This is a genomic window from Massilia rubra (assembly GCF_011682065.1).
In the GTDB taxonomy this organism is placed as follows: Bacteria; Pseudomonadota; Gammaproteobacteria; order Burkholderiales; family Burkholderiaceae_D; genus Telluria_A; species Telluria_A rubra.
Map to the genome: position 1 here is coordinate 177753 of NZ_VUYU01000005.1, position 26274 is coordinate 204026.

Consider the following 26274-nt stretch of genomic DNA (forward strand, 5'->3'; position numbering starts at 1 on the left):
TCACTTTTTGGAGAGCACATGGATATTTTGACGAGCAAGGCCGACGGCATCCTGACAATCGAATTCAACCGCGTCGAGCGCAAGAACGCGATCACCGGCGTGATGTACCAGGCCATGGCCGACGCGCTGGTCGACGCCGAGAGCGACGATGCGGTACGTGCGATCCTCATCGTCGGCAAGCCGGAGATTTTCACGGCCGGGAACGACCTGGACGACTTCATGAAAAATTCGGCGCCGGTCGAAGGCGTGCCGGCCGAGATGCGCCCGGTATTCCAGTTCATGCGCGCGCTCTCGGGCAGCAGCAAGCCGGTGGTGGCGGCGGTGTCGGGTGCGGCGGTGGGCATCGGCACTACCTTGCTGATGCACTGCGACCTGGTCTACGCGGCCGACAACGCCAAGTTTTCGATGCCGTTCTCGCAGCTCGGATTGTGCCCCGAATTCGCATCGAGCCTGCTGCTGCCGCAGCTGGCCGGTTTTCCGCGCGCGGCCGAAAAGCTGCTGCTCGGCGAAGCGTTCCTGGCGCAGGAAGCCTACGACATGGGGCTGGTGTCGAAGGTGCTGCCTTTGGCGGAACTGCGTCCGTACGCGGCGCGCCAGGCGGCCAAGCTGGTGGCGCTGCCGGCCGCCTCGATCCGCGCAACCAAGTCGCTGATGAAGCGCTCGCGCAATGCGGCCATCACCGAGACCATGGGCGCCGAAAACGCCTTGTTCGGCGCGATGCTGCTGGCGCCCGAAGCGAAGGAAGCATTCACCGCGTTCTTTGAAAAGCGCAAGCCGGATTTTTCGCAGTTCGCATAATTGAGCAAGATCTGCGACATGTGTGGTGCCGGCTCGCCAGCCGGCGCGCCATGCTGCAGCGGTTGCGGCATGCAGTTTGGTGCTGATGATGCCTGGGACGGGGTGCCCGCGCTGCCCGCAATAGTTTATGGACCGCTGGCGGCGTTGAGATCGTCGTCGTTAGCGATGGCGCAATCGGCAGTCTCGTGTATCCGCCCGTGTTGACGGGACGCGCCGGCAAGCGATTCGGTGACAAACTGCCCGCGCAGACCGAAACGCGATCATCCCGACTGGTCCGACACAGGATTTAAACATGAAAAATACACTATTTGTTTTTCTGCTGGCGGTATCGACGGTTTGCCATGCGCATGAGACGGCGCGCCTTCCCAAAGACGTCGTTAAATTCATGGAGCGGCGCGATGCGTGCGATCATTTCAGGGGCGAGGTCACGAATGTGGACGATAGAAAGCGGCTGGAACAAATCATCAGGAAAGCCAACAGCCTCTGTCGCGGCAGCGATAGGCAGTTGGCAAAACTGCGTAGGAAATATGCGGAAAATGAAGCAGTAATCAGCGGGTTGAAGGAGTACGAAGATACCATCAACGCTCCGGCCCAATAACCGTGGGCCTGGCGCGATCATACTGCGATGCGGATCGCCCTGACGGGTCTCCCGCACAAGCAACAATATAGTGGTAGCGAGCTGGTTGTGCCGATCCATGGGCGCCGAAAACGCCTTGTTCGGGGCGATGCTGCCGGCGCCCGAAGCGAAGGAAGCCTTTTACCGCCTACTTTGAAAAGCGCAAGCCGGATTTTTCGCAGTTCGCCTGACCCCGGCCGCGCGAACGCCTAGCCCGGCTGCGCGTCGAACAGGAATTCCTTGACTTTCGGATTGCCCTGGCGCCACAGGACGTTGTCGATCAGGTAATGATGCACATTGATGAAAATCCATGCGCAGGCAAGCGACAGGGCGACGCCCTGGCCTGGCATTTGCCCGGTGCGCGCATAATCGACCACCCAAGGCAGTATCCAGAAGCCCAGGCCGCCCAGCACCGCGCCGGTGACCACGAAGCCGGCCAGGCGCGCGCCGCTCCACTGGCGCGCGCGCGCCTGGTTGGACGTGTATTTCGACACGACGGTCAGGTATTGCAGGGAATGGAAAAAGGGTATCACGAGCAGGAAAGCCGGTTCCGTCCAGACCAGTCCCAACCAGACATACAAGGTGATGAAATAGGCAAGCAGTCCGGCGGCAGGCCATTGTTTCCAGGTGAGCTGTTGCGCGCGCCACTGGCCCACGCAGCGGAACACCGCGAGGCCGCACCAGATGGTGGTCAGGCTGGCCACGCCGCAGGCGAGAATCGTCAAGGCGGGCGGCATGGCGTAATTCACGCCGAATACGCCCCAGAGCTGTCGCGCCAGGGTTCCGCCGCTGCCCAGCGTCCATGCGGCGCCCCAGCAGGCATACGCGTTGATCAGCAAGGCTTTGCGGGTCTCGGCGGGCCAGTAGCGCTTCTTGAGCGCAGCATCCATCATGGCCATGCCGAAGCCTTGTTTGACGTAGTGCCAGCCGACCAGCAGGCCCATCGCTGTCAGGCTCAGTGCCAGTAGCAGGCTCTGGCCGTGCACCGATAACAGCGCGCCCGTGACCAGGCAGGCGGCCAGCGCGACAGGAGCGATCACGCCGGCGATCATCCAGCGGCGCCGCAAGTCCGGCGGCCAGCGGCCTTCCTTGACGTCGCTCCAGGAGCCATAAAACATTTGATATGAAAAAGCAAAGTGCGGGTGGTTGACGAGGTTCGCCAGCCCCAGCATGATCACGCCCAGCGTGGCCAGGCCTTCCTTTTCCAAGTGCATCATCTGCAGCACGAGCAAGGCGAACAGCGATCCGCCGCCCAGCAACATGACATCGGCCCATGGACTGAACAAGCCGCGCGCGGGTTGGGGGGGCTGGCCAGTGGCGGTGATATCCATCGAAAGGGCGGTAAAGGTGGGCAAGTCGGTCAGGTTAGCACTAATATTGCACGCTATCAACAAACAGGGCCGCGTGGGCGTCTGCAAACAACACAGTGTTGTTTTTTATGTAATTTGATGCGGCGCGCGGCCGGAATCGGCCGTCTTCAATCTGATTCATCCGGGCACGGTCAGGAACGCCATCGTGACCTGGCGTCCTTCCCGCACCGGCGCCACCTCAGGGCCAGGCAATCGTCGGCCCGTTCTGGATCGAGCGCACCAGGATCGGCGCCACGTGCTGGATGTTGTCCCAGTTGAAGTGATAGCGGTCCATGGTCGCTGGCGAGGCGATGTGGCGCTTGACCCCGTTGTCGATCAGGTACACCGCCGCGTCTCCCTGCGCCTGGGCCAGCACCGCGCCGTGGCTGAGCGCAACGCCGGTATCGATATTGTTCAGGTGCGGGTCTTGCACGATGCCGTTCCAGCTGCGGAACAGGTTGTTGTACGTGGCCGGATCGGGAATGTGCCGCTTGCGGCCCTGGTCGATGAGGTAGACTTCCGGCGCGCCGGGCAATTGCATCCGCAGACCGTTAAGATCGTTTCTGATAGCCATGATGTTCCCCTGAAGGGTTGCGCCGCAAGCGCGTTGCCAGCTCCCCGCTGAAAACCGCGCCGTTGCGGCAAGGCGGCCGGAATCGTTCTGGCGAGGAAGATCCAGGCGCCGCGCTGGCATGGTCAGTCTGCAGGCACGCCGGCACGCCGGCGGCCGCGACGGGCGCTGCGCCTGTTCGGCCAGCGTACAAGTACAGCGCTTGCCGACGCTTGTGTCCGCTCAAGCGCGGGCTTGCTCCGGCACGATCAGGGCGGGCTTTTTCCCGCTGCGGCAAGACGTGGCTCGCTCCGGACAGCGCCCGGCAAAAGTTGACGGGTTACAATCTGCCGCTGTGGCATTCTCGCCATCCCATGACGCTGTTCACCCAGAGGAAACCTGCATGCCGACCTTCGTTGCGCGCTGCCTGGCGATTGCCTGCGCTGTTACCGCCTTGCCCGCCGTTGGCGCCTGTCCCGACTACATCACCGCCGCCCATCCGCCGGCGCTGGCCGGACCCGTCAAAAAGCCCTTTGCCAGCGTCGTCAACCATGTCCTGGCCGCCAGGTACCAGCCCTGGCACATGGCGCACGACGCCATCGTCAAGGCCGGAACGGCGGCGACCATCCGCGCCAAGTTCGATTACGATCCGGTGCTGCACAAGGACCTGGAAGCCGAGCGCGTTCACGTGTATTTGTATGGAACCGGCATGGCCCGCTGGCAGTACGTGGGCAATTACCTGACCGACAGCGACGGCAAGATCGACGTGCCGCTGGGCACGCAGCCGGTGGGGGAGTATGTCGTGCGCTTCGTGGTGGAAGGGGACTTGAGCAGCACCAGCGGCTACCTGAGCGTGGTCGAGCCCGGGCGCGACACGATCGTTTTCGATATCGACGGCACCCTCACCACCAGCGACTTCGAAGCCTATGCCGATTATGCGGGGGTGAAGACCGCCACGCCGTACCGGTACGCGCCGGAGATGGTCAACGCCTGGCGCGACAAGGGCTACCAGTTGATTTTCCTCAGTGCGCGGCCGTACTGGGTGACCAGGGATGGACGCGCATGGCTCGGCGTCCAGGGCATCGCCCCCTGGCATTACCACAGCAATCCTTACAGCGGCGGCCCGGTGCCGCCCGATACCCAGAAATTCAAAGGCGATTACGTGCGCCATTTGCGCGATGCGGTCGGCCTCAATCTCGTGCGCGTGTACGGCAATGCCCTCACCGATATCGGGGCCTACGCGGACGCCGGGATGGCCAAGGCCGATACCTATATCATCGGGCCGCATGCCGGCGTCGCCGGCACCCGGCCGGTTCACGGCGAGTATGGGGAGCACTATCGCCTCTTGGTCGAACCGGCGCCGCTGGCGCGCTGCCGGGCCGATGCGACCCTTCCCGCGCCATCCTGACCGTGGCGCCCCTTGGACGGGGCGCCACGGTCGGACCACCTTGCAGCCTGTTACCTGGCGGCTTTGCGGCGGCGGGCGCACCAGCCCACCATCGCCAGGCCGGCCAGCAGCATGGCGTAGGTTTCCGGCTCAGGCACTGCCGAAATGACCCCTGCTACGTTGTTGGTCTCAAACTCGAGATGGCCATAGCCATCGGTTCTACCTGACTCCAGATAGGCGGAAATAGTGTACGTTTTCGTGCCGGTCAAGCGCGCGTAATAGGACTGGTAGAACGTCATTTCTTCACCGGGAGTCTGGCCTTCCTGGTCACCCAGCCTGCCCTTCAGGCTGAAATACGCCCATCCCCGCGAGTCGATGGCCGGATTGGATACGTCGTTGCTGACGGTGCCGAGCGCGGAAATGATCATCCCCGTGTTCGGGCTCAGCCTGAATCTTTCGAGGTGGCTGGTGCTGGCCTGCATGGTGCCCCTGGTCGGCGCCGTGGCGTTGGCTAACGTTGTCGAACCCCAGTTGCTTGCATCCGTACTGGTGCTCGCGGTGCCGCCAGCGTGGCTCGCCGAGGTGCTACCCAGGGTGCCGATGCTCTGGTAAGTGAGTTTCCCGGTTTGCGCGTCGGTGAAGCTGCTGGAGCTGCTATCGGTCCGTTCCGTAAAAAAAATGCTCGGGGAGATGTTGTCGCTCAGGTCCAGGTCGACCAGTTGGTAGGAGAACTGCGAAATGGAGGCGGACGTGCTGATCGATTGCGCATGGGCGGAGCCCGTTGCGATCGCCGCAGCGGCGAGGACGCAATAAGCGAACTTGGAAGAGGTGTTGGACATGGACGTGCTTTCGCTAGATGGCTGCCGGATATCGGCTGGCTCGCCTCAGTATAAACCTGTCAATCATGGCATATTATCAATAACGTATATGCATAGTGAATTTTGTTGTTTTTTTGTTCAATAAGATCGTTGCCGAGCGTTTATTCGGGAACATGTATTACCGGGCGCATGGCGCCGGCGCCGCAAGCGGGGGCATCCGTCCACGCGCTACAACACTCATCCTTGTTTTTTGAACATCGCCGGCAAAAAAGTGACAATGTCATTTTGGAAATGCTCACGGCAGGGTAATGTTGGCAGGTCACAAACGACAAGTTTGCGTCGTCATCTGATTATTCCAATCATCCTGCGGAGACCTCCATGTTGAAACCCGTTGCGCGTTGTATTGCGATTGTCTGTGCCTGTTCCGCCCTGCCTGCCGTAGCCGCCTGTCCCGATTACACCACCGCGGCCCATCCGCCGGCCTTTTCCGGGCCGGCGAAGAAAACGTTTTCGAAGTTCGGCAACACCATCCTGGCCGGCTTGTACAAGCCCTGGCACATGGCGCATGACACCATCGTCAAGGCGGGAACGGCGGCGAGCATGACGGCCAAGTTCGATTACGACGCCGTGCTGCACAAGGACCTGGAAGGCGAGCGCGTACACGCGTACCTGTACGGGACCGGCATGAGCGGCTGGCAGTATGTCGGCAATTACCGGACCGACAGCGATGGCAAGATCAACGTGCCGCTGGGCGTGCGCCCGGTGGGCGACTATGTGGTGCGCTTCGTCGTGGAGGGCGACTTGAGCGGCACCACGGGCTACCTGAGCGTGGTCGATGCCGGGCGCGACGCGGTGGTGTTCGATATCGACGGCACCCTCACCATCAACGATTTCGAAGCCTACGCCGATTACGTGGGCGTCAAGACCGCCACCGCGTATTACTATGCGCCGCAAGTGGTCAACGCCTACCGCGAGAAGGGTTACCAGGTGATTTTTTTGACCGCGCGGCCGTACTGGGTCACCAAGGATGGCCTGGAGTGGCTCGATATACAGAAGGTCGGGCGCTGGCACTATCATTCCAACCCGTACGGCGGCGGTCCGATTCCGCCCGATACGCAAAAATTCAAGACCGATTACGTGCGCCATCTGCGCGACGTGGTGGGCCTGAACATCGTGCGCGCCTACGGCAATGCGACCACCGATATCGCGGCGTATGCCGACGGCGGCATCGCCAAGGCCAATACCTACATCATCGGGCCGAACGCGGGCGCCTCGGGCACCCAGCCGATCCATGGCGAGTACGGGTCGCACTTTTCGTTCGTGGTGACGCCGACCCCGGTGGCGAGCTGCAAACGCTGATGCGGCGTCAGTCGGCAGGGGCGTAATTGTCCCTGTCGTGCCACATACCGTCGTCCCACCAGTGTTCGGCCAGGATGATGGCGACATCGTAAGCGTCGTCGTCATGGCGATAGATAGCAATGCCCAGAGAGGCGGCCATCGCCTCGTCGAAGGCGTGAAACGCGCGCAGCAGCGCCGGGCCGGCGTTCGGCGGATAGACCGAAAAGCTGACCAGGCGTTCGCGTTCATCGATCGCCAGCACCCGGCCCGTCGCGCTGCGGATACAGCGCGACGGGCAACTCGTCCAGCGCCATGCGGCGCAGGACCGGCGACTCTGCGGCAGCGGCAGGGTCGGCCTCGACGACCCACGCGGACAAGCCGCCGGCGCTGCGTATCAGCGTGAGTAATACTGACTCTTCGATTAACATTGCATCAAATATATCACGCGTGGCATACTGGTACTCATTGGAAGTTATTCCTTGGCATGGAAAGGCAGGACAGCGTGATCACACCGAAGACACTATTGAAGAAACCCCTGGCTTGCGCGAGCGTGGCGCTGGCCTGTCTGGCAGGCTTGTGCGCCATGCCTGCAGCGCACGCCGCCGACAATACCGGCCACGCCGCCACCCTGGTCAGCGGAAACACGATGTCGGTGACCAACCGCTACGGTCCGAGCGCAATTTACTTCGACCCTTCCGGACGGGCTCGCCACACTGCCGGCGACACCGTATCGCACGGGTCCTGGCGTGCCGACAAAAACCTGGTTTGCAGCACCGCCGATCCCACGCCCGAGCGGGTGACGCCCGAATATTGCCTCGATCTGGCAGGAAAAGAGCTGGGCAAGGCATGGACCGGCACCGATCCGAAAAACGGCAATCTGGTGTTCCTGCTGACGCCAGGGGACAAGAACGCAAGCCGTTAAACCGATGTCAAGGTGAGCGCCGGCCTCGTCAGTCCTGGTCGCCTTCCGCAGCAGGCTTCTTCTTGCCGGTAATCATGGCCAGCACCAGGTTTTCGCGGTGCTGCCAGCTGGTGAAGATTACGCCGGACACATGCAGCACCACCAGTCCCACCAGGGTCCAGGCGATGGCCACGTGCACCTGCACCGGCCAGGCATAGCCCCACAGCAGGTCGGTGCCCAGGGCCCAGCCGCTCAGGGCCAGCAGGGCGACGCAGGCGAGCAGGGCCAAAACCATGGCCCCACCGAGCGGATTGTGGCCCAGGTGGCGCGCGGCGCGGCCCTGTACTACCGCGCGCAGGTAGCGCACCGTGGGACCCGGCGCGCGCACGAACTGCGAGAAACGCGCGTAGCGGCTGCCGCCAAAGCCCCACAACAGGCGCGCCGCGACGATCGACGCCGCGCCATAGCCAAGATAGATGTGCGCCACGCCGGTCTGGTCGCTGGTCCACCACGCCGCCGCGATGGCCGCGACAAGCGACCAGTGCAGCAGGCGCACCGGGACATCCCAGACGGCTAGTTTACTTTTCTTCAACGCGGGCGAAGGTCACCGGGTCGAAAAACGCTTCGATGCGCTTGCCCTGCGGGTCCTTGGCATACACTTCGTAGCAGCTCGCGGTCGCTTCCATGCGGCGCACGACCCAGCCTTCCTTGGTCAGTTTTTCGTGCAGCTCGGTGTGCGGCTTCCATTCCGCTTTCGGACGGGTGGTGCATTTCACGTCGCCGTGAGCCCAGGCGCCGTTCACGGCAAAGGCGAGCACGAGTGGTACCAGTTTGGCGAAGGTCGAGGTCATATTGTTTCCTTGTTCAGATTGAAAATGCGGGTGAAACATCAGGTCGCCGCCCAGCGGCGCAGCAGGTTGTGGTAAATCCCGGTCAGCTTGAGCAGGTTGCGGTCATCCGCCGCCAGCCCCGGAGTCAGGTTCTGGATCGTCTGGTCCAGGTCGAACAGCAAGGTGCGCTCGGCCTCGTCGCCGACCAGGCTTTCTATCCAAAAAAACGAGGCCACCCGCGCCCCGCGCGTGACCGGCGTTACCCGGTGCAGGCTGGAAGCCGGATACAGCACCATGTCGCCCGCGCCCAGCTTGACGGCCTGGACGCCGAATTCGGTGTCGATTTCCAGCTCGCCGCCGTCGTACTCGTCCGGCTCGGCCAAAAACAGGGTGGCGGCCAGGTCGCTGCGCAGGCTCAAGTGGGTGCCGGGAATCTGCATCACAGCGCTATCAACGTGCGTGCCATAGGTTTCGCCGACACCGTAGCGATTAAATTTTGGCGGATAGATCTTGCGCGGCAGCGCGGCGGCAATGAACAGCGGTGTATTGCCGAGCGTGCGCAGGATATGGTTGCCCAGGCTGACGGCCACTTCGGCGCCATCGTCGATCTGGGCATTGTTCTTGGCCGAGCGCGCCAGGGTGCCGGCGGTGGCCGCGCCATCGCGCCAGTCGGCCTGGTCGAGGTAGGCGCGGAACTGGCGCACCTCATCCTTGCTGAGGATGGCGTCGAGGACGGTCAGCATGGCACGTCCTGGCGCCGCAGCAGGGCGCCGCTGTCGATCTCGCCGACGGTGGCGCAGCCGGCCAGCGCCATGCACACTTCGAGTTCTTCGCGCAGCAGCTTGAGCATGTGCGCCACGCCGAGCGCGCCGGCCACGCTGAGCGCGTAGATCTGCAAGCGCCCGACCAGCACCGCGTCGGCGCCCAGGGCCAGCGCCTTGAACACGTCGGCCCCGGAGCGGATGCCGCCATCGAACAGCAGCGGGAAAGCCGGTCCGACGGCGGCGCGGATGGCCGGCAACACGTCCAGGCTGGCGGGGGCGCCGTCGAGGGTGCGCCCGCCGTGGTTCGACACCACCAGCCCGGCCACGCCGATGGCGCGCAGGGCGATGGCGTCGTCGGGATGGAGCACGCCCTTGACCAGCACCGGCAAGGTGGTTTGAGCGAGCAGCCAGCGCAGGTCGTCCCAGCTCGGGGCGCTGCTCATGATGCCCTGGAAGATGCGGCTCTGTTCGGGCCCGAGGGCGGGCGTCGCGGCCGGGGCGTAGCCGCGCAGGTTGGCGGCCACGCAGTCGGCCGGCATGCGAAAGCCGGCGCGCAGGGCGCGGTTGCTGGGCACCTGGATCGGGGCGTCGAGCGTGACCACGATGGCCGTGTAGCCGGCCTGCACGGCGCGCTTCAACAGGTCTTGCGTGTCTTCCCGGCGCAGCTGGAAGTACAACTGGAACCAGCGCTGCGGACCGGCGCCGCGCGCCACGTCTTCCAGGGTGCAGGACGAGAGCGTGCTACTGATCATGCAACTGTCGACCGCGTGCGCCGCGCGCGCGCTTTGCAGTTCGCCGGCGCTGTGCGCCAGGTTCTGGAAGGCCACCGGCGCCAGAAAGATCGGATGGGCGAACTGCTGCCCGGCCACGGCCACGCCGGTGTGGCCGGCGCCGACGTCGCGCAGCAGGCGCGGATAGATGTCCCAGCGCGCGAACGCGGCCAGGTTGGCGGCCACGGTCAGGTCGCGCCCGCTGCCGCCGGCCACGTAGTCGTAGCTGGGCGCGGCCATGAAGCGCTGGGCCAGCACTTCATAGTCGGCGGCGCAGCCGATGTCGGCGGGGATCTTGCCCAGAGGCGGCTGGGGGCCGGGGAGAGGTGGTGTCATCATTCAATGAAAAATGCCGGGGGTTACCCGGCATTGTAGCGAACTTGCGCGCCACTCAAGACAGTTGAAGCGGACACTTGAAGCGGACACTTGAAGCGGCGCGCGCTTGCCGTTCTTACAGTTCGTAGTTCAGCGCCACGCGAACAGCGCGCGCGTCACCCTTGTACAGGAAGGCGCCCGAGCGGTACACGGCCGTGAAGTAGTCCTTGTTGCCGACGTTGAGCACGTTCACGCGCAGGTCCAGCTTCTTCGAGAAGCGGTAAGCGGCGAACGCGTCATACACGGTGAACGACGGCACCGGCTGCGCGCACTGGTTGTCGGCGGTGTAGCCGGCGGCGGTGTCGGGCTGGCCGCCGCAACGGCCGCTCTCGTAACGGGCCACGGCGCCGAACGAGAAGGCGTCGGTCAGCTGGTACTTGGCCTGGGCCGAGAACGATTTTTCGGCAAAGTTGGCCAGTTCGCGGCCGATGCCCACTGGGCTGGCCGAGCCGGTCACTTTCGACTTCATGATGGTCGCGCCGACCTGGGTCGAGAGGGCTTCGGTGACGTTGCCGGTCAGGCCGAATTCGATCCCCTGCACCTTGTTCTTGCCGGTGTTGAAGGTGCCGAGGGTGTCGTAGTTAGCCCCTTCCATCACATCCTTCTTCTTGGTCTGGAAGATGGCGGCGGTGGCCAGCAGCTTGTCGTCAAGCAGGTTCCACTTGGTGCCCAGTTCCAGGTTGATCGAGGTTTCCGGCTTGGCGCCGGCGATCTTGTTCTGGTACAGCACCGCGCCGCCGTAGCCGCTGTTGGTGCCCGAATCGGCTTCGCCGCCGTTGATGTCCTGCGAGCTGGCCGCGCTGCCGTAGACGATCAGTTTCGGCATGACCTTGAAGCTCACGCCGGCGTGGCCGTTGACCAGGGTGTCGGTATAGCTGTACTCGCCGGTGACCAGGTTGGTGGCCGGGGTGCGGCGCGCCAGCGACAGGTCGAAGCGGTCGGCACGGATGCCGGCGAACGCCGTGACGCGGTCGGTCAGGTCGACCGTGTCCATTGCGGTCAGCGAGAAGGTCTTCACTTGCCAGTCCTGGTTCCAGCTGTTGCGGGTGCTGCTGCGGCCCGCCAGGTTGGTCAGGTCGGCCACCGGCACGCCATTGACGTCGTTGAAGCAACGCGCATTGTTCGGGCCGACGGCAACCGCGCTGCGGCAGTTGAAGGCGCCGCTGTTGGCGACCGTGAAGTTGCCCGAGACGACTTGATGGTCGGTGTATTCGGCGCCGAAGATGAATTCGTGCTTCATGCCCATCAGTTGCTTGTCCCAGCGCAGATTGCTCTGGTGCGCAAAGTACTCGACATCCTGCCAGCCGGTGTGGCCGCCGTCGAGCGCGGCGCTCACGAACGACTTGGTATTGGCGGCGGTGTCGCCGACATAGCGGGTGCCGCTCGAGGCGCCGGTGGTGACGTAGGCATTGTTCGACTGGCCATAGCGGGTCAGGCTGGTCAGGGTCAGGTCGGGCGCCAGTTTCCAGTTCACGCGCGCGGTCATGGTGTCCACGTCCGAGCCGAGGAAGTCGTTCGACTGGGCGTACACCGGCACGTTGGTGGCCGGTATGCGGTTCGGCACGGCGCCGACCAGGAAGTGACCCAGGTCGGGCAGCTTGTCGTCGGTGCGCAGGGCGTAGTAATCGAGCGTGACGGCCAGGTCCTTGTTCACTTCCCACAGGCCGGAGACGGCCACGCCCTTGCGGGTGCGGCTCGATGGCTTGCGGTCAGGCACGTCTTCGTCGCCGTACAGGACGTTGGCGCGCAGGGCGAAGTTGTCGCCGAAGCCCTTGTTGAAGTCGGCGGTGACGCGTTTGTGGCTGTCGGTGCCCACGCCCACGGTGACGCGCTGGAAGTCTTTGTCCAGTGTCGCTTGCTTGGTGATCGCGTTGATCGCGCCGCCGGCGGTGCCGCGGCCGGCGAAGCTCGAGTTCGGGCCTTTGGAGATTTCGAGCTGCTCGATGGCGAAGCTTTCGCGGGTGGTCATGCCGGGGTCGCGCAAGCCGTCGACGAAGACGTCGCTGCGCGCTTCCTGGCCGCGGATGATGTAGCGGTCGCCGAAGGCATTGCCGTTTTCGCCGGTGCCGAGGGTGATGCCCGGCTGGGCGCTGAGAATTTGTTTGAGTTCGGTCATGCCCGAATCGTCGATCGCGGCCTTGGTGATCACCGAGATGGTCTGCGGCGTTTCAGCCAGCGGACGGGTGTGGCGCGAATCGCCCGAGGTCTTGGCCTTGTACGGCGCGCCGACTTCGGCGTTCGGGTTCGGGTCGAGGTACTTGCCGTAGACGACGACGTCCGGCAGGGTCTTGTTGTCTTTTTCCGATGGCGCGGCCGGCGCGGCGTTTGGACCCGTCTGGGCGCTGACGCCGAACGGCATCATCAACAAGGCACTGGAAATGCCCATGGCAATACTGGTTTTCTTCATGGTATTGAACGTCATGTCGCTCTTGCTACGAAGGCTTTTTGGCTGTTGCGATTGTTGGTGCGTCAAGATGAACTCCTCAGATAGATTCGCAGGATTATAGCCAAATCTCACAGGAGCGTAAACGTTAATCAATCTCATTTGCATTCAGAGTATTGACGTTGCTGTTGCGAAAATGATGCAGTGAGCATGGGAAAGGGCGGTGGCGGCGTGGTAGCGCCGGTGGCGTCGGTGGTCCTTTCGTCGTGCAAATAACAAAAGATTGCTGATATACCACTAAATAATTGCCAATATTCAATTTGCATGTGCGGCTTGCCTGCGTATGTACCTTAGCTGTTCAGCCAATACCACACACTCTTCAGCATGCCTAACCACGATCACAAAGACAGTTTTTCCAGCGTAGAACGCATCCTCGGAACCTTCCGCCGCCAATACGAAAATGCCAATCCGCAGGCACGCATTGACATGGAAAAACGATTGGCGCGATGGTCGCAGCGGGTCGGCGCTTCGGCAAATGCACTTGAGAAACTGGCCATGACGACCAAGACCGGTCGCTCGGCCCGGGCGGTAACCCACGCCGTTGGCAAGGCCGAGCAGCGATTTTCTGTCTTACTCGCCACCAAGTTGGCCGGTCTGGATTTCTCGATGGTCTGGGACGTGCTGTGGTCGGTCGTGAAAGAGATCGTCATGTACGTGGGCGGCGGCGCCATCTTTTTCGGTGCTGTCGGCGGGATCGGCGGGGCGTTTTTTGCTGGTGCCGGCGCGGTGCCCGGTGCCATCGGTGGCGCCCTGTTCGGCAGCAAGGTTGGCGCCGAAATCATGATGTGGATGGGTCTCGGCAGCCTGGTCAAATGTATCGGCACGGCCATTCCCGAGATGTGCAGCCATCTGGCCGAAGGATTCGCCACTGCCTGGGCCGCCGGCCAGTTGCCCGACAATGCGCGCGGCGAGTACCCGGGCATGATCGAACGCGCCAGTATCTCCTTCGCGCAAGGCAAGTTGTTGCTGGTCGTGGCACTGCTTAGCGCGATCGTGGTCTATTTTACGAAAGGTCAGCTCAGCCGGTCGATGCTGCTGGCGGAAATCAGCGCCAGCAAGCTCGGACCAAAGTTCGCGACGTGGGTCGCTGCCAACGAGGCCAAGCTGATGGCCATGCCTGCCCTGCGCAGCAAACTTCCGGCGGCGGCGGACCAAGCCGGTGCGAAGGCGGGGGCTGGCGTCAAACCCGGAGCTGCGCCCGAGCCGGTCGCGGCCAAACCGGCCAAACCGGCCGAGGCGCCACCGAAAAATGGCAAGGGCGAGAAGGTCTGTCCGGTGTGCCCGAACATCCTGGTTGGCCCGCCGGTGCATCCGATTTTCGGCAGCAAGATCTTGCTGGGTGAGAGCGACCTGGATTTCTCGCTGCCCGCGCCGCTACCGCTGCCGTGGCAGCGCACCTACAGTTCCGACGCAGCGCGCGTCGGCTGGCTGGGGCAAGGCTGGTCGACACCGATTTCGGAAGCGTTGCTGGTCAGCGCGGATGAAGTCATGGTCCTCGACGCCTATGAGCGCGCCGTGACGTTTTCACTGCCGGAGATAGGCGAATCGATCTACTCGCCCTACGAATCGGTCACCTTAAGCCGTACCGGTCCGCGCACGTTCGAGCTGGTCGATGAGAATTTGCTGCGCCGCCAGTTCGCGCTTCCCGCCAACGGCAGGGACATCGCCAACCTGGTCGGCCTGGTCGATGCCAACGGCAATACGATCAGCATCCTGCACAACCGCGCGCAGCTTCCGGAACGCATCAACGACAGCGCCGGCCGCGTGTTCACGCTGGTATTTGGCGAGCACCAGGGCCAACCGCGCCTGCGCTCGGTGGCGCTGGTGCGCGAGAGCGGGGATGGCGACAGCGGCATGCTGGCCACCCAGAGCGACGTGCTGGTCTATTACGATTACGACGAGGCCGGCGACCTGGCGCAGGTGCGCAACGGCGCCGGCCAGCTCAAGCGCCAGTTCCTGTACCGCCAGCACATGCTGGTGCAGCATGGCGAACCGGACGGGCTGGTGTCATGCTATGAATACGACCAGGACGCTCCGAGCGGCAAGGTGCTGCACAACTGGACCAACGGCGGCCATGCCTGGCGGTTCGACTACCGCCAGCATGAGACGATAGTCACCGACAACCTGGGACGGCGCCAGCACTATCGGTTCGACCACGAGCGGCGTCTCATCGGCCTGGTTGATGCCGCTGGCGGCGTCACCTTGCGCACGTTGGACCGTTTCGGCAACCTGCTGGCGCTGACAGACCCTGCCGGCCGCGTGACCCGTTACCGCTACGACGAACGCAGCCGCGTGGTGCGGATCGAGGGTGGCGGCAGCGCCAGCGGCATCGTCTACGACACCCGCTTCGACAAGCCGGCCTTGATCACCGATGCGCTGGGCGTGACGACCGCGTTGCGTTACGACGATCATGGCAACCTGACCAGCATCACCGACGGCTTGGGCCAGCGTACTTCGTACCAGTACAACAACGACGGTTTGCCGGTGCGCATCACCGACGCCGCCGGCGGCGTGAAAAAACTGAGCTACAACGCGGCCGGGCAGCCGATCAGCCAGACCGATTGCGCCGGCAAGCTGACCCGCTTCGACTACGACGACAGCGGCAAGCTGCGGCAGGTGACCGACGCCAACGACAATGTCAGCGCGTATGACTACGACGATGGTGGACGCCTGCTGGCCACCCGCCAGGCCGATGGCACCGAGGAGCATTACGAATACGATGAATTCGGGCGCATTTGTGCACACATCGCCGGAGGCAACCGCACCAGCTATGTGCTCGACAGCGATGGCCGCCCACTGCAACGGATCGATGCGCGCGGCGGCGTGTTGCAGTACCAGTACGACGCTGCGCGCCGCATGGCGGCGCTGGTCAACGAAAACGGCGAGACGCACAGCTTCGCCTACGACGCGATGGATCGCCTGACCGAAGAAATCGGCTTCGATGGCTGCCTGACCCGCTACCGCTACGACGCCAGCGGCCAGATCGCCGCCAAGGAGGAGCATGGCAGCGGCGCGCGAAGTGAACTGACCCACATCGAGACCAGCTTCCTGCGCGACACAGCAGGCCGCCTGATCGAAAAAATCACGTCCCGCGTTACCGGCCCGGCGCAGGCAGAGCAGATGCGCGAGCGTTATGGCTACGACCTGGCCGGACGCATGACGCACGCGGCCAACGCCGATGCCGCCATCGTGCTCAAGTACGATGCCGTGGGGCAGTTAGTGGCTGAACAGACCACCAGCGCCGGCCACACCAGCGCGATGCGGCACGCCTACGACGAACTGGGCAACCGCGTGCAAACGGTGCTGCCCGACGGGCGCGTGCTCAATCATCTGTTCTACGGTTCCGGTCACTTGCACCAGATCAACCTCGATGGCGAGGTGGTGAGCGATATCGAGCGCGACAGCGCGCACCGCCCGGTCAGCCGCAGCCAGGGCGCCTTGACCAGTCACTTCCGCTATGACCCGGTCGGGCGACTGTTGTCTCAGGTCGCCGCGAACGGCAGCACGCCGGCCTTGGCGCGACGTTACGAGTATGACGCCGGCGGCAACCTGGTGGTGCTCGACGACAGCCGTAACGGCCGAAGCACGTTCGAGTACGACGTCATCGGCCGCATCCTGAGCGCCACCCAGCCGCAACTGGGCGAGCGTTTCGCGTTCGACCCGGCGCATAACCTGCTCAATGCGGGAGCCGAAGGCAGCGGCCGGGTCGAGGGCAACCGCCTGCGCGTGTTCGAAGACAAGCGCTTCGACTACGATGCGCACGGCAACCTGATCGAAAAGCGTGTCGGTCGCCACACACACATGCAGTTCACCTGGAACGGCGCGCATCAGCTGGTCAAGTCGACGGTTACCCGTAACGCCGGGCAGGAGGGCGACAGCGCGCAGACGGTGAAGTATGCGTACGATCCGTTCGGTCGGCGCATCGCCAAGCGCGATGCCTTCGGCACCACGCGCTTTGCTTGGGATGGCAACCGCCTGCTCAGCGAGACCCGTGGCACGCACTGCCGCACGTATATCTACGAGCCGGATTCCTTCGTGCCGCTGGCGCAGATCGACAGCGCGCCGGAGAATGGAGGCGCTGCGGCGCAGGTGCACTACCTGCATACCGATCATTTGGGCACGCCGCGCGAAGTGAGCGATGCCGGCGGGCGCGTGACTTGGGCCGCCACTTACAAGGCATGGGGCAATGTGCTCAGGATCGAGGCCCCCGAGGTGGAGGACGAGGTGCAGGCCGGACAACGCTCGCAGCAGGCGCTGGCACAGGCGCAGCCGATCCGTTTCCAGGGTCAGTATCACGACGTCGAAACGGGCCTGCATTACAACCGCTTCCGGTACTATGATCCGGACGTGGGGCGTTTCGTCAGCCAGGATCCGATCGGGCTCGCGGGTGGCCATAATGCGATGGCATATGCGCCCAATCCGACAGGATGGATTGATCCGCTCGGGTTGGCGACGTGTGGGCCGTGTCCGAAAGGCACAGGTGTTGTCGCGAGAAGCGTGCAGGGGGCAGCGAACCGCGTTCTGGAGTGGGATAAATTCGGTAACGAAATTGTGTACCGTGGTATGAAAGCAAAACACTACAATGCTCTTGTTGCACGCGGAATAATAACCGGGACGGGGGAAACGTCCACCTCTCCGGCAATTTGGTATGCAAGTCGATATGCCCAAGAAGAGGGTGAAGTTTTGGTCAGATTTGCGATGAAACCGGGTACCTCAGATAAACTCCTCGCTATTGCTGTCGCTGCCGATGACGATGTGACCAGACTTGCGTTCCCTGATCTTCCGGTATTACGTCCCGGAGTAAGGTGGGGGGAGAGTTATGCGCGAATTAAAGTTGAAGGAGATCAGGTGACCACTGCCCTCGGTGCAAAAGGCGGGAGAGCGATAAAAATTTTCGAAGAAAATATTGTTCAATTTGAGCGTATTGCGCCAGATAAAACCAGCCTAATTTATTAAAGAATTGCAACATAACTTATGCGAGTAGCGACAATGTTTTTACGCCTTGATGAAGCTGACGTGCCAATGAAATTGGTCTACCAACTGAAAGAAGATCTCAAGAGGGATCCGGAACGAGTGCAGCAAACACAAGCGTTGACCCTGAATGCGTCTAGGCCGTGCATGGGGCTGAGCGGGAGATTGGGATTGTATGGTTCACCTGAGTGGTGGACCAACATTCAAAATGGCGTAATTAGACAGGAGATAGTCTCCGGGCTAATCACTCGTGTATATATAAGCGGGTGGGGGGAGGATGAAATTAATGCTTTCTCTTTCGTGACACCGTATGAAGAAGTGGACCATGAAGACATTCATGTCATCAATCAAGCCGATGCTAACCTGTTCCAGGTTGGAAGCCGTGTCGATGTGCTTTACTGCTATTACGAGCTGAAACACCAGCCGGCGGAAGACGGCACCATCGTCTATCTGAAGGAGGTGGTGGAAATGGCTGTATCATTGGAACCTGCCAGGCAGCGACCGGAGGGGGCTTACCGCAAAAGACAGGAACCAGGTTTTGTGGCGCCGGTGTCGTCGTTATTGGAGAGCATGCCAAATTTTATAGATCTCGATGCTGAGATACCGATGAAGCGGGTGTTCCGGCTGTCGGAACATCACAGACTTCATCCGGATGAGATAAGGAAAATTCAAGCGCTCACCTTGGATGAAACCAGGCCAACCGAAGGTCTGAGTGGGTATCGTGGCCTATACGGTTCAAATGAATGGTGGCACTACGTGCAATGTGGAAAAATACGTCGCACTTTTGCATCGGGTGTGATCAGCAAAGTCTATGTCGGAAAGGATAATGGGGTAGAATCGCCGGTCCTGCTGATTGACGTTTTGTCATCGAGAAATGCATTGATGGGTTTGCCTGTGCATGTGAACGACAACGCAGACATCGCGCTGTTTCAAGTGGGATGCCGGGTTGATTTTATCCATCTTTATCTGGAAAAAAAATGCCCTCCCTCCGCTGAAGAGGAAACCGAATGGGCTCCTGGCATGCTTGAAATGGCCGTCTCGCTCGAACCAGTCCGCCAGGGTTGAAAGATACTTGCTGAATGACAGGAGACGGCAATCTTTTGTTTGGTTTCGTCACAGGCGGTATCCGGATGTTGTAAAAGCCAGGGAGGCGCTTACCCTGGACGAGACCCGGCCGACGCAGGGCTTGTGCGGAAAGCCCGGCCTGTACGGCTCCAACGAATGGTGGCACTACCTGCACCGCAGGAAAATACACCTGAGCCGGGGATCGGGCGTGATCAGCAGGGTGTATAGCGCCCCTGTCGAGGACGGTGAAAAGCCGGCGCCAAGCTGCCTCGTACAAATGGCCTGCTATGGTGGTGAGAAACACGATGGCAAGCTCGCCCAGCGCCATCGGCGTATTGCCCCAGCTGCTGCCGGCGTGGACAAACTCGATCTGCGCCTGCGGCGCCAACCCGGCCAGCGCCCGCCGCGCGCTGTAGAGCGTGAGCAGGCGCGCGCGCAATTGCTGCGGCGCTCGCGCGGCCACGATCCTCACCAGCGCCGCATCGTGAGTTGCGAGTTTATCGGACAAAAAGCCATTCCCTGCGCTCATTGCTTCATGTCTGCTGGACTCCGGGCGCGTCGCCTATTTCTTGTAGTACCCCGCCGAAATGACGACATCCTCGACTTTTTCAAAATACGCCGACTTGGCCTGGATATCCTTGCTCACCGGATTGACCCATTTGTAGTCGACCCAGCCGCTGCCCGGATTGGCGGCCTTGGCCATGATTTCCTTCATGAAGTACTTGTCGTCGCCATCTTTCAATTCGATGATGTTCTTGCCGGCCATCTTGGGATTGGCGCCGTGCGCCAGCACCTTGGCCTTGGTGTCCCACACGCTCAGGTACAAGTCCTTGCTGACGAACTGCCCCTTGGGATTGGCCACTTCGGCAAGCAGCTTGTCCTTGCCGTTGGCCTTGAAGAAAGCCACGCCCTGCTTCACCAGCGCGCTCGCTTCCTCCGCCGTTCCCGCATCCGCCGCCAGCACATTGGCGGCGAAGGCCAGCGAAGCGGCCACGCCGAGTACACTTTTGATCAACATTGTCATCAACTTACTCCTTCAAACAGGTGGGGGAACAGGTGTCGGCAAGCTTCCCGATGGTGTACCCGCCGCCCGCGAAAGTCAATCGACACTGTTGTCTGGCGGATTCTCCCGGACCTTGACTTCGAAAAACCGTACAGTGGAACATGCGCTGGCTGGCCGACCGGTCGATATTGGCCCGGACGGGCGCGCCGGCCCGACCTTGAAAAAGTTCAAAAATGGCGAAACGGGTGCGCGGATGCGCGGCCGGGTGTGCCGCTGTTGAAAGGAGAAAGGCTGTATGCGGATCGATGTGTTCTTGAGGGCCGAAGCGCCGGCCGAGACGATCAGGTTTTATGTGCAGGAACTGGGGATGTTCCGGGTCGACGCCGATTACGGGATGGATTCCTGGCTGCTGCGTGCAACCGCCAACCCGGCTATCTGCCTGCAAATCACGCCCTGGCATCCGGCGCCGTGCGCGACGCCGGTGTTTGCGTTGACCGTGCCGAGCTGCGACGCCGAATTGAAGCGCTTGCGGGGAGTGCAGTTTGCCAGCGGCGGCGGGCTGGTGCCGGACAAAAACGGCGTGCTGGAGGTATTCGAATGGCCGGGCGGGAAGAATTTCATGCTGGAAGATCCGGGTAAAAACCGTTTTCTCCTGTGCGAAGACCATATCGCACCTACGTGAACCGGACCGGTGCGCCCATCCTGGAAGGTGGCGAAGCGTAAGGAAAATCGCGGGGCGTTCGATCGTCGCACGCCTGCCGATCCCAAGGCCGATTTACTGAATGGGAAAAGATAGATTTATCAACGTTGATATTGGTCTAAGATTGTCAGTGCTGTCCACGTCCTGCCTGTAGCCCATTTGCGCTAAAGGCAATATGGCATCCCTCTCCGCCACGCTCACCGGAACCTTACCATGCAAAAATCATCAGTTCTTTTTGTCGCAAGTCTTCTTTTTGCCGCCGCCGGCCCGGCCCAGGCGCTGCAGTACAAGCTCTCGCCCCTGCTGGTCGATTCGGCCAGCGCGACCGAGGCGTTCTCGATCAATAACGCCGGCACCGTTCTTGGGCTGGCCCAGCTTAACCTGATCCAGGCCGTGGTGTGGGAGCAGGGCACGGCGCGCCAATTGAGCCACGACCCGCAGAGTTATGGCAGCTATGGCCTGGCGCTCAACCAGGCCGGCGACGTCGCGGGCTATGACTATTACCCTCACGGTATCGTCCGCGCCGCCACATGGACCGCTGCCGGCCGGCAGCCGGTGTCGTTGTCGGCCGAGTATTCCAGGGCGGTCGACATCAACGCGCATGGGGTGACGGTTGCCAATGGATTCGGCGGCTACGCGCAAGACTCCTGGTCATGGGATGGCGCGACGCTGACAAAGCTGCTTCCCTTCAGTCCGGCCTACAACGACTCGCCCGGTTCGCCGCTACGGCCGGGGACCACGGCGCATGCGATTAACGACCTCGGCCAGGTCGTGGGATCGGGCGGGACCGCCGATCACCAGTCTCATGCGGCGCTGTGGACCAATGGCCAAATCGTCGACCTGCATGGCGGCGGGACCGGCAGCGCGGCGAAAGACATCAACAATGCCGGGCAAATCCTGGTCAATACCTATTTTGGACAAGACGTGCGCGCCGGCCTGTGGCAGAACGGCGCCCTGAGCTACCTGGGCGAGCACTCCGAAGGCAACGGCATGAATGCCCAGGGCGCCGTGGTCGGATGGGCCGGCTTCGGCGAAGGCGCCCAGCACGCCATGCTGTGGCAGGATGGGATGGAATTCGACCTGAACGCGCAGATCGTCGGGAAGCGGTTCGGCTTTACTTATCTCGAGAAGGCCTACGGCATCAATGACCACGGCCAGATCGTCGGGCGCGGCCTGACGGCCGATGGCAGCTACCAGGCATTCCTGTTGAGCCCTGTGCCGGAACCCGGCGCCTGGCTGATGCTGGTGGTCGGGCTGGGCATCGTGGTGCGCGTCAAGCGCAGGGCGCGGGCTGCCTGAACGGCGGCGGCGAAACCGTCGCGCCGATCGCCAACGAGCTGCCTTTGCGCGGCCTGTCAACTGAAAAAGCGCGTCGTTACCGGGCGCGCCACAGTCATGGCATCGTCACATTTCATCGTTACATTTTCACATTTCTTCCTTCGCGAATCAGCCACGCGGTTACCGCACCGCTGGCATCACCCTGGAGTCATGATGAAACCGACACTGCTCGCCGCCAGCCTCGCGCTGGCCCTGTTTGCCAGCGCACCCGCCAAGGCATGGCAACAAGAAACGCACCGCCGCATCGTGCTTGATGCGATCACCTTCATGAAGAACAATCCATCGACCACCAACTACGCCAAGCTGGCGGCCGGCGTGGCCAAGGCCGGCTACACGATGGACCAGTTCGCCCAAGCCGTGGGCCAGGGCGCTTACGACGTCGATGATTTTGCCGACACCTATCTGTGCGGCGCCACCACCGGCAGCTGCCAGATGGCGCCGGTGTGGGGCCTGGGTTCCTCGCTGGCCAACTACACCTCCTACTGGCACTTCCAGAACCACACGGGCGGGCGCGATGTGCACGGCAACGCCTTCGGCGGCTACAACTACGCCAAGCTGAGCAACCGCGGCGATATCGACAAGCTGGCCGCCGGCTGGCTGGTGGGCGACTACCTGGACGATGGCGCCGGCGGCCTGAAAGGCTGGTTCGGCGACAGCAGCAAGTACAACAGCTTCGGCGTGACCGAGGCCAACTACCGCATGGGCGGCACCTCCAGCAGCAAGCAGTACGCCGATTTCGAGACCATGCCGTTCCAGCCGATCGACAACCTGGGGCAGTACTGGTGGCAGCAGTTCCTCGCGCGCCCGAGTGCGCAGTCGCTCGGCTTCGTGCTGCACACGACCGACCTGGTCCAGCCGCACCATACCTGGGGCACCTCGGGCAATGGCCACTCGGGCTGGGAACAGTGGGTGGGCGACTACTACGAGCGCGAACAGTTGAACGATGCCGCCCTGGTGCGCGGGGCGCTGGCCAGCTTTACCCCGCTCGCCCCAAACGCCACCGATATCCGCGCGCTGCTGACCCAGGGCGGCAGCTATTCGTACGCCAACGGCGGCATGGTGCTCTCGTCGACCGATCACGCCGACCGCCGCACGGTGGCGCGCGCCATGGTGCCGCATGCGATCGCCATGGTGGTGCACGTACTCAACCGCGCCGCCGAGCGCCTGGCGATTTGAAGCCGCTGCGCCTGCTGCGCGCGCTGGCCGGCGCCGCCTGCGTGACGTGCGCCTGGCCTGCCATGGGGGCTTGCGGCCAGCCGGCGTCGGCAGCGGCGGTGGCGGCGCGCATCGACGGCGCGCCGTTGCTCGCGTTCAGCGTCGAGAGCAGCTGGTGCATGGCGCGCGCCGCCGATCCGGACGCGCAGCGCAGCGCCACGCTCGAGCTCCTCATCGCCAACCGCCTGCTGGCCGGGGAGGCGCGCAAGCGCTTCGGGGAAGCGGCGCTGTGGGCCGGGCAGCGGGTCGGCTTCGCACGCGAGGTGAGCATCGACGACCAGCTGGTGAGTACCTTGCGCAGCCTGTATGGCAAGGAAATGGAAAGCGATTTGCGGCAATTGCCCGGCGTCGGCCTCGACAGTTTGCTGCGGCCAACGCCGCCCTTGAGCGACGCCGAGCTCGACGCGGTGTTCGGCAAACCCGGCGCGCTGAGGCTCGACCTCAGCCTGGGCGAGGCGCAGCTGGCGCAGGCAAGCAAGCTGGTGCTGCTGCGCTTTGGCAAGCCGGGCGGTGGCGAAGGCAGCATCAGCCTGGCCGACGTGGCCCGTCGCCAGAACGTCCAGGGCAGGGTGGCGCTGTTCGCGCGCGAGCGTGACTTCATGCAGCGGCAGGCCCGGCTGCAGGTCGCCTCGTGGTACGTGCTGGACTGGAGCGTGCGCCGCTTCGGCGCCGCGTCCGTGGCCGACCTGCGCCGGGTGCTGGCCGACCAGGGCGATGTGCAGGCCATGATGCGCCTGCACGGCCTGGGCGACGACCAGCACGCCGGCAGCCGCCTGCTCGACACGCTGGCCGGCCAGGTCGGCGCCGGGCAGGTGCGCGCCTACTACGCGCGGCGGCGCGAGGATTTCGTGCGCATCGAACGGGTGCGCGCGCGCCATATCCGCCTGCCCGATGAAGCGGCGGCGCGCAGGGTGGCGGCCGCGCTGGCCGGCGGCGCCGATTTTGCGGCCTTGGCGCGGCGCCACTCGATCGCGCCGGACGCCGGCGGCGGCGGATCGCTCGGCTGGGTGCGCCATGAAAGCCAGGCTGGAAGCAAACCCGGCTGGCTGGCGCAATTGCTGTTTACCCAGGCGCCGGGCCAGGTCTCGGCGCCGGTGCGCAGCCCTGCCGGCCCCGGCCGCCATGCGCCATGGGAAATCGTGCTCGTCGAAGAGCGGGTGCAAGGTTATCAGGCGGCCGATTCCGAAGCGGTGCGCTATGTGGCCAGCCGCGCGCTGGCGCGCGAGATGGCTGCGGCACAGCTGACGGCGCTGCGTGCCGGGCTGCTGCGCAAGGCGCGCGTCGAGATCACCAGGGCCGGCATGGCAGGGGAGGGGCCGGCATGAAGGGCGGCGCCCTGCTCGTGGCGCTGGTGGTGGCCGCTGCCGCCTCACTGCTGGCGCGCCCGCCTGCCCCGGAGCCGTCGGCGGCTGCGCCACCGGCCGGGACGCCCGCCGTGCCGCCCGTCGCAGCCGCGCCTGCCCGCACCGTCCAGGCGGCGGGGCCGGGATGGTTCGGCGAGATGCCGCGCGCCGCGCCGCTCACGGCAGCCGACAGCATGGCCGATGCACGCCTGCATGGCGACGCGCGTACGCCGCCGCTGGCGCCACCAGCGGCCGCCGAGGCGGGGCCGAGCAGCGCCGAATTGGCCGACCGCCACGCGTACCGGGACTACGAAGCGCGCCAGGAGGCGCGCGTCATGGCCGCCTTCGCCAGCGCCGCGCAGCGCGAAGTGCCGCGCTTGCAGGCTGACGTCGAGCGCGCCCGCGCCAGCGGGATTCCGGCGGCGCAAATCGCCAGGGTGGAAGACAAGATCCGGCGCCTGGAACAGTTGCGCCGCGAGATCGCCAACCCCGGAGCGGCGCTACGCGACTGAGCATGCAAAGGCGTGGCAACTGCCGCTGGCACGCCGCTGCGCACGTTTGAGCCAGCGCAAAGGCGGGCCAGGGGCGCTGGCTAAGATGCGCCATGACCGCCAATCACGACCTTGGATACCGCGCCTTGTTTGCCCACCCGGAAATGGTGCGCGAACTGATCACGGGCTTTACTGCCTTCAAGTTGCTTGACGGAGTCGCCCTGTCGGCCTTCGAACGCGTCAATGCGGACTACGTGAGCGAGCGACCGTCGGCGCGCCAGGGCGATGTCGTCTGGCGCGTTCGGCTCGGCGAGCAATTCCCGGACGTGGTCATCCTGCTCGAATTCCAGTCCGGCGTGGACCGCTGCATGGCGCTGCGCATGCAGACTTACGTCGGCTTGCTGTGCCAGGACCTGGTCAAACGCCACCAATTGTCGCCAGGCTTGCTGTTGCCGCCGGTGCTGCCGCTGGTCTTCTACAACGGCGAGCCGCCGTGGAGCGCGACCCCGGATCTGGCCGACTTGCTCATGACGCCGCCCGCCGAGCTGGCGGCCTTGCAACCATCGCAGCGCTATGCGCTGATCGACCAGCGCCGCCTGGACCGGGCGGCGCTGGACGCGAATGACGATTTGCTGGCGCTGCTGTTCCGGATTGAACTTTCACTGTTCCCCGATGTCTTAACGACGCATGTAACGGCGCTGAAGACCTGGTTCAGGAACACGCCCCAGACCAGCCTGCGGACGTCGGTCTGGGCCTGGTGGAAAGCGCTGCTCGCGCGTAAAACTGACAATACGCAATTGTTTGACCTCGATAGTGCAGAGGAGGATGACATGAAACAGCTAAAACCTTGGGACAGAGAGATGGAGGAGCTCGTCAATCAAAGAGCACTCGCGCTGATTGAGAAAACCATGGAGAAAATTAGGGAAGAAAGCAAGAAAGAAGGCCAGAAAGAAGGCAAGGAAGAAGGCCAGATAGAAGGCCAGCTCATCACCCTGCGCAACATGCTCGGCGCCCTGTTGCGCAAGCGCTTCGGCGACTTGCCGACGCCGGCGGCGCAGCGTATCGCCGAGGCCACGAAGGACGAGCTCGAACAATGGTTCGAGCGCGGCCTGAATGGGCCCAACCTGGCGCTAGTGTTTGGTGACGCCAAGACGCCCGGATAGACGCGCTTGCCCGAACATGGGCGCCGGCAAGGTGGCGGGCATTGCC

25 protein-coding genes and 2 pseudogenes are annotated in these 26274 nt (G+C 63.3%); 16 read left to right on the forward strand and 11 right to left on the reverse strand.

Translation table 11 applies throughout. The features are described 5' to 3' along the window. Positions 1-18: 18 nt before the first annotated feature. The 3 genes and pseudogenes from F0185_RS09395 to F0185_RS35315 all read left to right on the forward strand — a co-directional run. A complete protein-coding gene (locus F0185_RS09395; protein ID WP_167223733.1) occupies positions 19-798 on the forward strand; it encodes an enoyl-CoA hydratase in 780 nt (259 codons plus the stop codon). Positions 799-1090: 292 nt separating this feature from the next. After that, the gene (locus tag F0185_RS09400; protein WP_167223735.1) at positions 1091-1396 is read left to right on the forward strand and encodes a hypothetical protein; all 306 of its coding nucleotides are present in this window, start codon (positions 1091-1093) and stop codon (positions 1394-1396) included. A gap of 112 nt (positions 1397-1508) precedes the next feature. Then, positions 1509-1605 (forward strand): annotated as a pseudogene (locus F0185_RS35315) (enoyl-CoA hydratase); the annotation flags it as partial. Between the two features lie 18 nt (positions 1606-1623). Here the strand turns inward: F0185_RS35315 and F0185_RS09410 are convergent. Together F0185_RS09410 and F0185_RS09415 are read right to left on the reverse strand one after the other, a co-directional pair. Continuing rightward, positions 1624-2700: a hypothetical protein gene (locus tag F0185_RS09410; protein WP_167223737.1), complete on the reverse strand. Its 1077-nt coding sequence runs from the start codon at positions 2698-2700 to the stop codon at positions 1624-1626. A gap of 262 nt (positions 2701-2962) precedes the next feature. Beyond that, positions 2963-3337, reverse strand: a complete 375-nt coding sequence (locus tag F0185_RS09415) for a hypothetical protein (protein WP_167223739.1) — start codon at positions 3335-3337, stop codon at positions 2963-2965. Between the two features lie 379 nt (positions 3338-3716). On the opposite strand from F0185_RS09415, the gene F0185_RS09420 reads away from it, so the two are divergent. Beyond that, positions 3717-4721 carry a lipin/Ned1/Smp2 family protein gene (locus F0185_RS09420; RefSeq protein WP_167223741.1) on the forward strand — a complete coding sequence of 335 codons (1005 nt, stop codon included), beginning with the start codon at positions 3717-3719 and terminating at the stop codon, positions 4719-4721. A 50-nt stretch (positions 4722-4771) separates the two neighbouring features. On the opposite strand, the gene F0185_RS34280 is transcribed toward F0185_RS09420, so the two are convergent. Continuing rightward, positions 4772-5539, reverse strand: a complete 768-nt coding sequence (locus F0185_RS34280; RefSeq protein ID WP_187362478.1) for an FxDxF family PEP-CTERM protein — start codon at positions 5537-5539, stop codon at positions 4772-4774. A gap of 357 nt (positions 5540-5896) precedes the next feature. Between F0185_RS34280 and F0185_RS09430 the strand changes: the two genes are divergently transcribed. Next, a complete protein-coding gene (locus tag F0185_RS09430) occupies positions 5897-6877 on the forward strand; it encodes a lipin/Ned1/Smp2 family protein (RefSeq protein ID WP_223164480.1) in 981 nt (326 codons plus the stop codon). 7 nt (positions 6878-6884) lie between these two features. Here F0185_RS09430 and F0185_RS09435 read toward each other — a convergent pair whose 3' ends face one another. Further along, a complete protein-coding gene (locus tag F0185_RS09435) occupies positions 6885-7118 on the reverse strand; it encodes a hypothetical protein (protein WP_167223743.1) in 234 nt (77 codons plus the stop codon). Continuing rightward, positions 7102-7284 (reverse strand): hypothetical protein, encoded by a 183-nt coding sequence (locus F0185_RS09440; protein ID WP_167223745.1) that lies wholly within the window; start codon positions 7282-7284, stop codon positions 7102-7104. Before F0185_RS09440 ends, F0185_RS09435 begins: the two co-directional genes overlap by 17 nt. A 95-nt stretch (positions 7285-7379) precedes the next feature. Here F0185_RS09440 and F0185_RS09445 point away from each other — a divergent pair, with 95 nt between their 5' ends. Next, a complete protein-coding gene (locus F0185_RS09445; protein ID WP_167223747.1) occupies positions 7380-7778 on the forward strand; it encodes a hypothetical protein in 399 nt (132 codons plus the stop codon). Positions 7779-7806: 28 nt separating this feature from the next. Here the strand turns inward: F0185_RS09445 and F0185_RS09450 are convergent, their stop codons facing one another. From F0185_RS09450 to F0185_RS09470, 5 genes are all read right to left on the reverse strand, one after another. Further along, complete coding sequence (locus F0185_RS09450; RefSeq protein ID WP_167223749.1) at positions 7807-8349, reverse strand: cytochrome b/b6 domain-containing protein; 543 nt, start codon at positions 8347-8349, stop codon at positions 7807-7809. Next, on the reverse strand, positions 8336-8608 hold the full coding sequence (locus F0185_RS09455; protein WP_166890189.1) for a PepSY domain-containing protein: 273 nt from the start codon (positions 8606-8608) through the stop codon (positions 8336-8338). Before F0185_RS09455 ends, F0185_RS09450 begins: the two co-directional genes overlap by 14 nt. Before the next feature lie 38 nt (positions 8609-8646). After that, on the reverse strand, positions 8647-9330 hold the full coding sequence (locus F0185_RS09460) for a Fe2+-dependent dioxygenase (protein ID WP_167223751.1): 684 nt from the start codon (positions 9328-9330) through the stop codon (positions 8647-8649). Further along, entirely contained in the window at positions 9324-10460 is a 1137-nt protein-coding gene (locus tag F0185_RS09465; RefSeq protein WP_229476852.1) for an alpha-hydroxy acid oxidase, read from the reverse strand. Before F0185_RS09465 ends, F0185_RS09460 begins: the two co-directional genes overlap by 7 nt. A 112-nt stretch (positions 10461-10572) precedes the next feature. Beyond that, positions 10573-12918, reverse strand: coding sequence for a TonB-dependent receptor (locus F0185_RS09470; protein ID WP_229476854.1), 2346 nt, complete (start codon positions 12916-12918; stop codon positions 10573-10575). 516 nt (positions 12919-13434) lie between these two features. Here F0185_RS09470 and F0185_RS09475 point away from each other — a divergent pair. From F0185_RS09475 to F0185_RS35650, 3 genes and pseudogenes are all read left to right on the forward strand, one after another. Then, positions 13435-17895 carry a DUF6861 domain-containing protein gene (locus tag F0185_RS09475; protein ID WP_167223753.1) on the forward strand — a complete coding sequence of 1487 codons (4461 nt, stop codon included), beginning with the start codon at positions 13435-13437 and terminating at the stop codon, positions 17893-17895. Positions 17896-17928: 33 nt separating this feature from the next. Further along, on the forward strand, positions 17929-18975 hold the full coding sequence (locus tag F0185_RS09480; protein ID WP_167223755.1) for an immunity protein RhsI2 family protein: 1047 nt from the start codon (positions 17929-17931) through the stop codon (positions 18973-18975). 7 nt (positions 18976-18982) lie between these two features. Next, positions 18983-19210 (forward strand): annotated as a pseudogene (locus F0185_RS35650) (immunity protein RhsI2 family protein); the annotation flags it as partial. A 327-nt stretch (positions 19211-19537) separates the two neighbouring features. Here F0185_RS35650 and F0185_RS09485 read toward each other — a convergent pair. Continuing rightward, positions 19538-19999 (reverse strand): cache domain-containing protein, encoded by a 462-nt coding sequence (locus F0185_RS09485; RefSeq protein ID WP_229476857.1) that lies wholly within the window; start codon positions 19997-19999, stop codon positions 19538-19540. Between F0185_RS09485 and F0185_RS09490 the strand changes: the two genes are divergently transcribed. From F0185_RS09490 to F0185_RS09520, 7 genes are all read left to right on the forward strand, one after another. Beyond that, complete coding sequence (locus F0185_RS09490) at positions 19983-20258, forward strand: hypothetical protein (RefSeq protein WP_167223757.1); 276 nt, start codon at positions 19983-19985, stop codon at positions 20256-20258. The two genes, F0185_RS09485 and F0185_RS09490, sit on opposite strands and share 17 nt — an antisense overlap. A 15-nt stretch (positions 20259-20273) precedes the next feature. Further along, positions 20274-20660, forward strand: a complete 387-nt coding sequence (locus F0185_RS09495; RefSeq protein ID WP_167223759.1) for a VOC family protein — start codon at positions 20274-20276, stop codon at positions 20658-20660. Positions 20661-20891: 231 nt separating this feature from the next. After that, positions 20892-21977: a PEP-CTERM sorting domain-containing protein gene (locus F0185_RS09500; protein WP_167223761.1), complete on the forward strand. Its 1086-nt coding sequence runs from the start codon at positions 20892-20894 to the stop codon at positions 21975-21977. Positions 21978-22169: 192 nt separating this feature from the next. Beyond that, positions 22170-23192, forward strand: a complete 1023-nt coding sequence (locus tag F0185_RS09505) for a phospholipase C/P1 nuclease family protein (protein WP_167223763.1) — start codon at positions 22170-22172, stop codon at positions 23190-23192. Continuing rightward, the gene (locus tag F0185_RS09510) at positions 23189-24556 is read left to right on the forward strand and encodes a peptidylprolyl isomerase (protein WP_229476858.1); all 1368 of its coding nucleotides are present in this window, start codon (positions 23189-23191) and stop codon (positions 24554-24556) included. The genes F0185_RS09505 and F0185_RS09510 overlap by 4 nt, the downstream gene beginning before the upstream one ends. Then, on the forward strand, positions 24553-25086 hold the full coding sequence (locus tag F0185_RS09515) for a hypothetical protein (protein WP_167223765.1): 534 nt from the start codon (positions 24553-24555) through the stop codon (positions 25084-25086). Before F0185_RS09510 ends, F0185_RS09515 begins: the two co-directional genes overlap by 4 nt. 92 nt (positions 25087-25178) lie before the next feature. After that, positions 25179-26228 (forward strand): Rpn family recombination-promoting nuclease/putative transposase, encoded by a 1050-nt coding sequence (locus tag F0185_RS09520; protein ID WP_167223767.1) that lies wholly within the window; start codon positions 25179-25181, stop codon positions 26226-26228. The last annotated feature ends 46 nt before the right edge of the window (positions 26229-26274 follow it).

What these genes read in the sequence shown, in the direction of transcription:
- F0185_RS09395 (WP_167223733.1), top strand. Translation starts at nt 19, where the DNA reads ATGGATATTTTGACGAGCAAGGCCGACGGCATCCTGACAATCGAATTC.
- F0185_RS09400 (WP_167223735.1), top strand. Translation starts at nt 1,091, where the DNA reads ATGAAAAATACACTATTTGTTTTTCTGCTGGCGGTATCGACGGTTTGC.
- F0185_RS09415 (WP_167223739.1), bottom strand. Translation starts at nt 3,337, where the DNA reads ATGGCTATCAGAAACGATCTTAACGGTCTGCGGATGCAATTGCCCGGC.
- F0185_RS09420 (WP_167223741.1), top strand. Translation starts at nt 3,717, where the DNA reads ATGCCGACCTTCGTTGCGCGCTGCCTGGCGATTGCCTGCGCTGTTACC.
- F0185_RS34280 (WP_187362478.1), bottom strand. Translation starts at nt 5,539, where the DNA reads ATGTCCAACACCTCTTCCAAGTTCGCTTATTGCGTCCTCGCCGCTGCG.
- F0185_RS09430 (WP_223164480.1), top strand. Translation starts at nt 5,897, where the DNA reads ATGTTGAAACCCGTTGCGCGTTGTATTGCGATTGTCTGTGCCTGTTCC.
- F0185_RS09440 (WP_167223745.1), bottom strand. Translation starts at nt 7,284, where the DNA reads ATGTTAATCGAAGAGTCAGTATTACTCACGCTGATACGCAGCGCCGGC.
- F0185_RS09455 (WP_166890189.1), bottom strand. Translation starts at nt 8,608, where the DNA reads ATGACCTCGACCTTCGCCAAACTGGTACCACTCGTGCTCGCCTTTGCC.
- F0185_RS09460 (WP_167223751.1), bottom strand. Translation starts at nt 9,330, where the DNA reads ATGCTGACCGTCCTCGACGCCATCCTCAGCAAGGATGAGGTGCGCCAG.
- F0185_RS09465 (WP_229476852.1), bottom strand. Translation starts at nt 10,460, where the DNA reads ATGATGACACCACCTCTCCCCGGCCCCCAGCCGCCTCTGGGCAAGATC.
- F0185_RS09470 (WP_229476854.1), bottom strand. Translation starts at nt 12,918, where the DNA reads ATGACGTTCAATACCATGAAGAAAACCAGTATTGCCATGGGCATTTCC.
- F0185_RS09475 (WP_167223753.1), top strand. Translation starts at nt 13,435, where the DNA reads ATGACGACCAAGACCGGTCGCTCGGCCCGGGCGGTAACCCACGCCGTT.
- F0185_RS09480 (WP_167223755.1), top strand. Translation starts at nt 17,929, where the DNA reads ATGTTTTTACGCCTTGATGAAGCTGACGTGCCAATGAAATTGGTCTAC.
- F0185_RS09485 (WP_229476857.1), bottom strand. Translation starts at nt 19,999, where the DNA reads ATGACAATGTTGATCAAAAGTGTACTCGGCGTGGCCGCTTCGCTGGCC.
- F0185_RS09495 (WP_167223759.1), top strand. Translation starts at nt 20,274, where the DNA reads ATGCGGATCGATGTGTTCTTGAGGGCCGAAGCGCCGGCCGAGACGATC.
- F0185_RS09500 (WP_167223761.1), top strand. Translation starts at nt 20,892, where the DNA reads ATGCAAAAATCATCAGTTCTTTTTGTCGCAAGTCTTCTTTTTGCCGCC.
- F0185_RS09505 (WP_167223763.1), top strand. Translation starts at nt 22,170, where the DNA reads ATGAAACCGACACTGCTCGCCGCCAGCCTCGCGCTGGCCCTGTTTGCC.
- F0185_RS09515 (WP_167223765.1), top strand. Translation starts at nt 24,553, where the DNA reads ATGAAGGGCGGCGCCCTGCTCGTGGCGCTGGTGGTGGCCGCTGCCGCC.
- F0185_RS09520 (WP_167223767.1), top strand. Translation starts at nt 25,179, where the DNA reads ATGACCGCCAATCACGACCTTGGATACCGCGCCTTGTTTGCCCACCCG.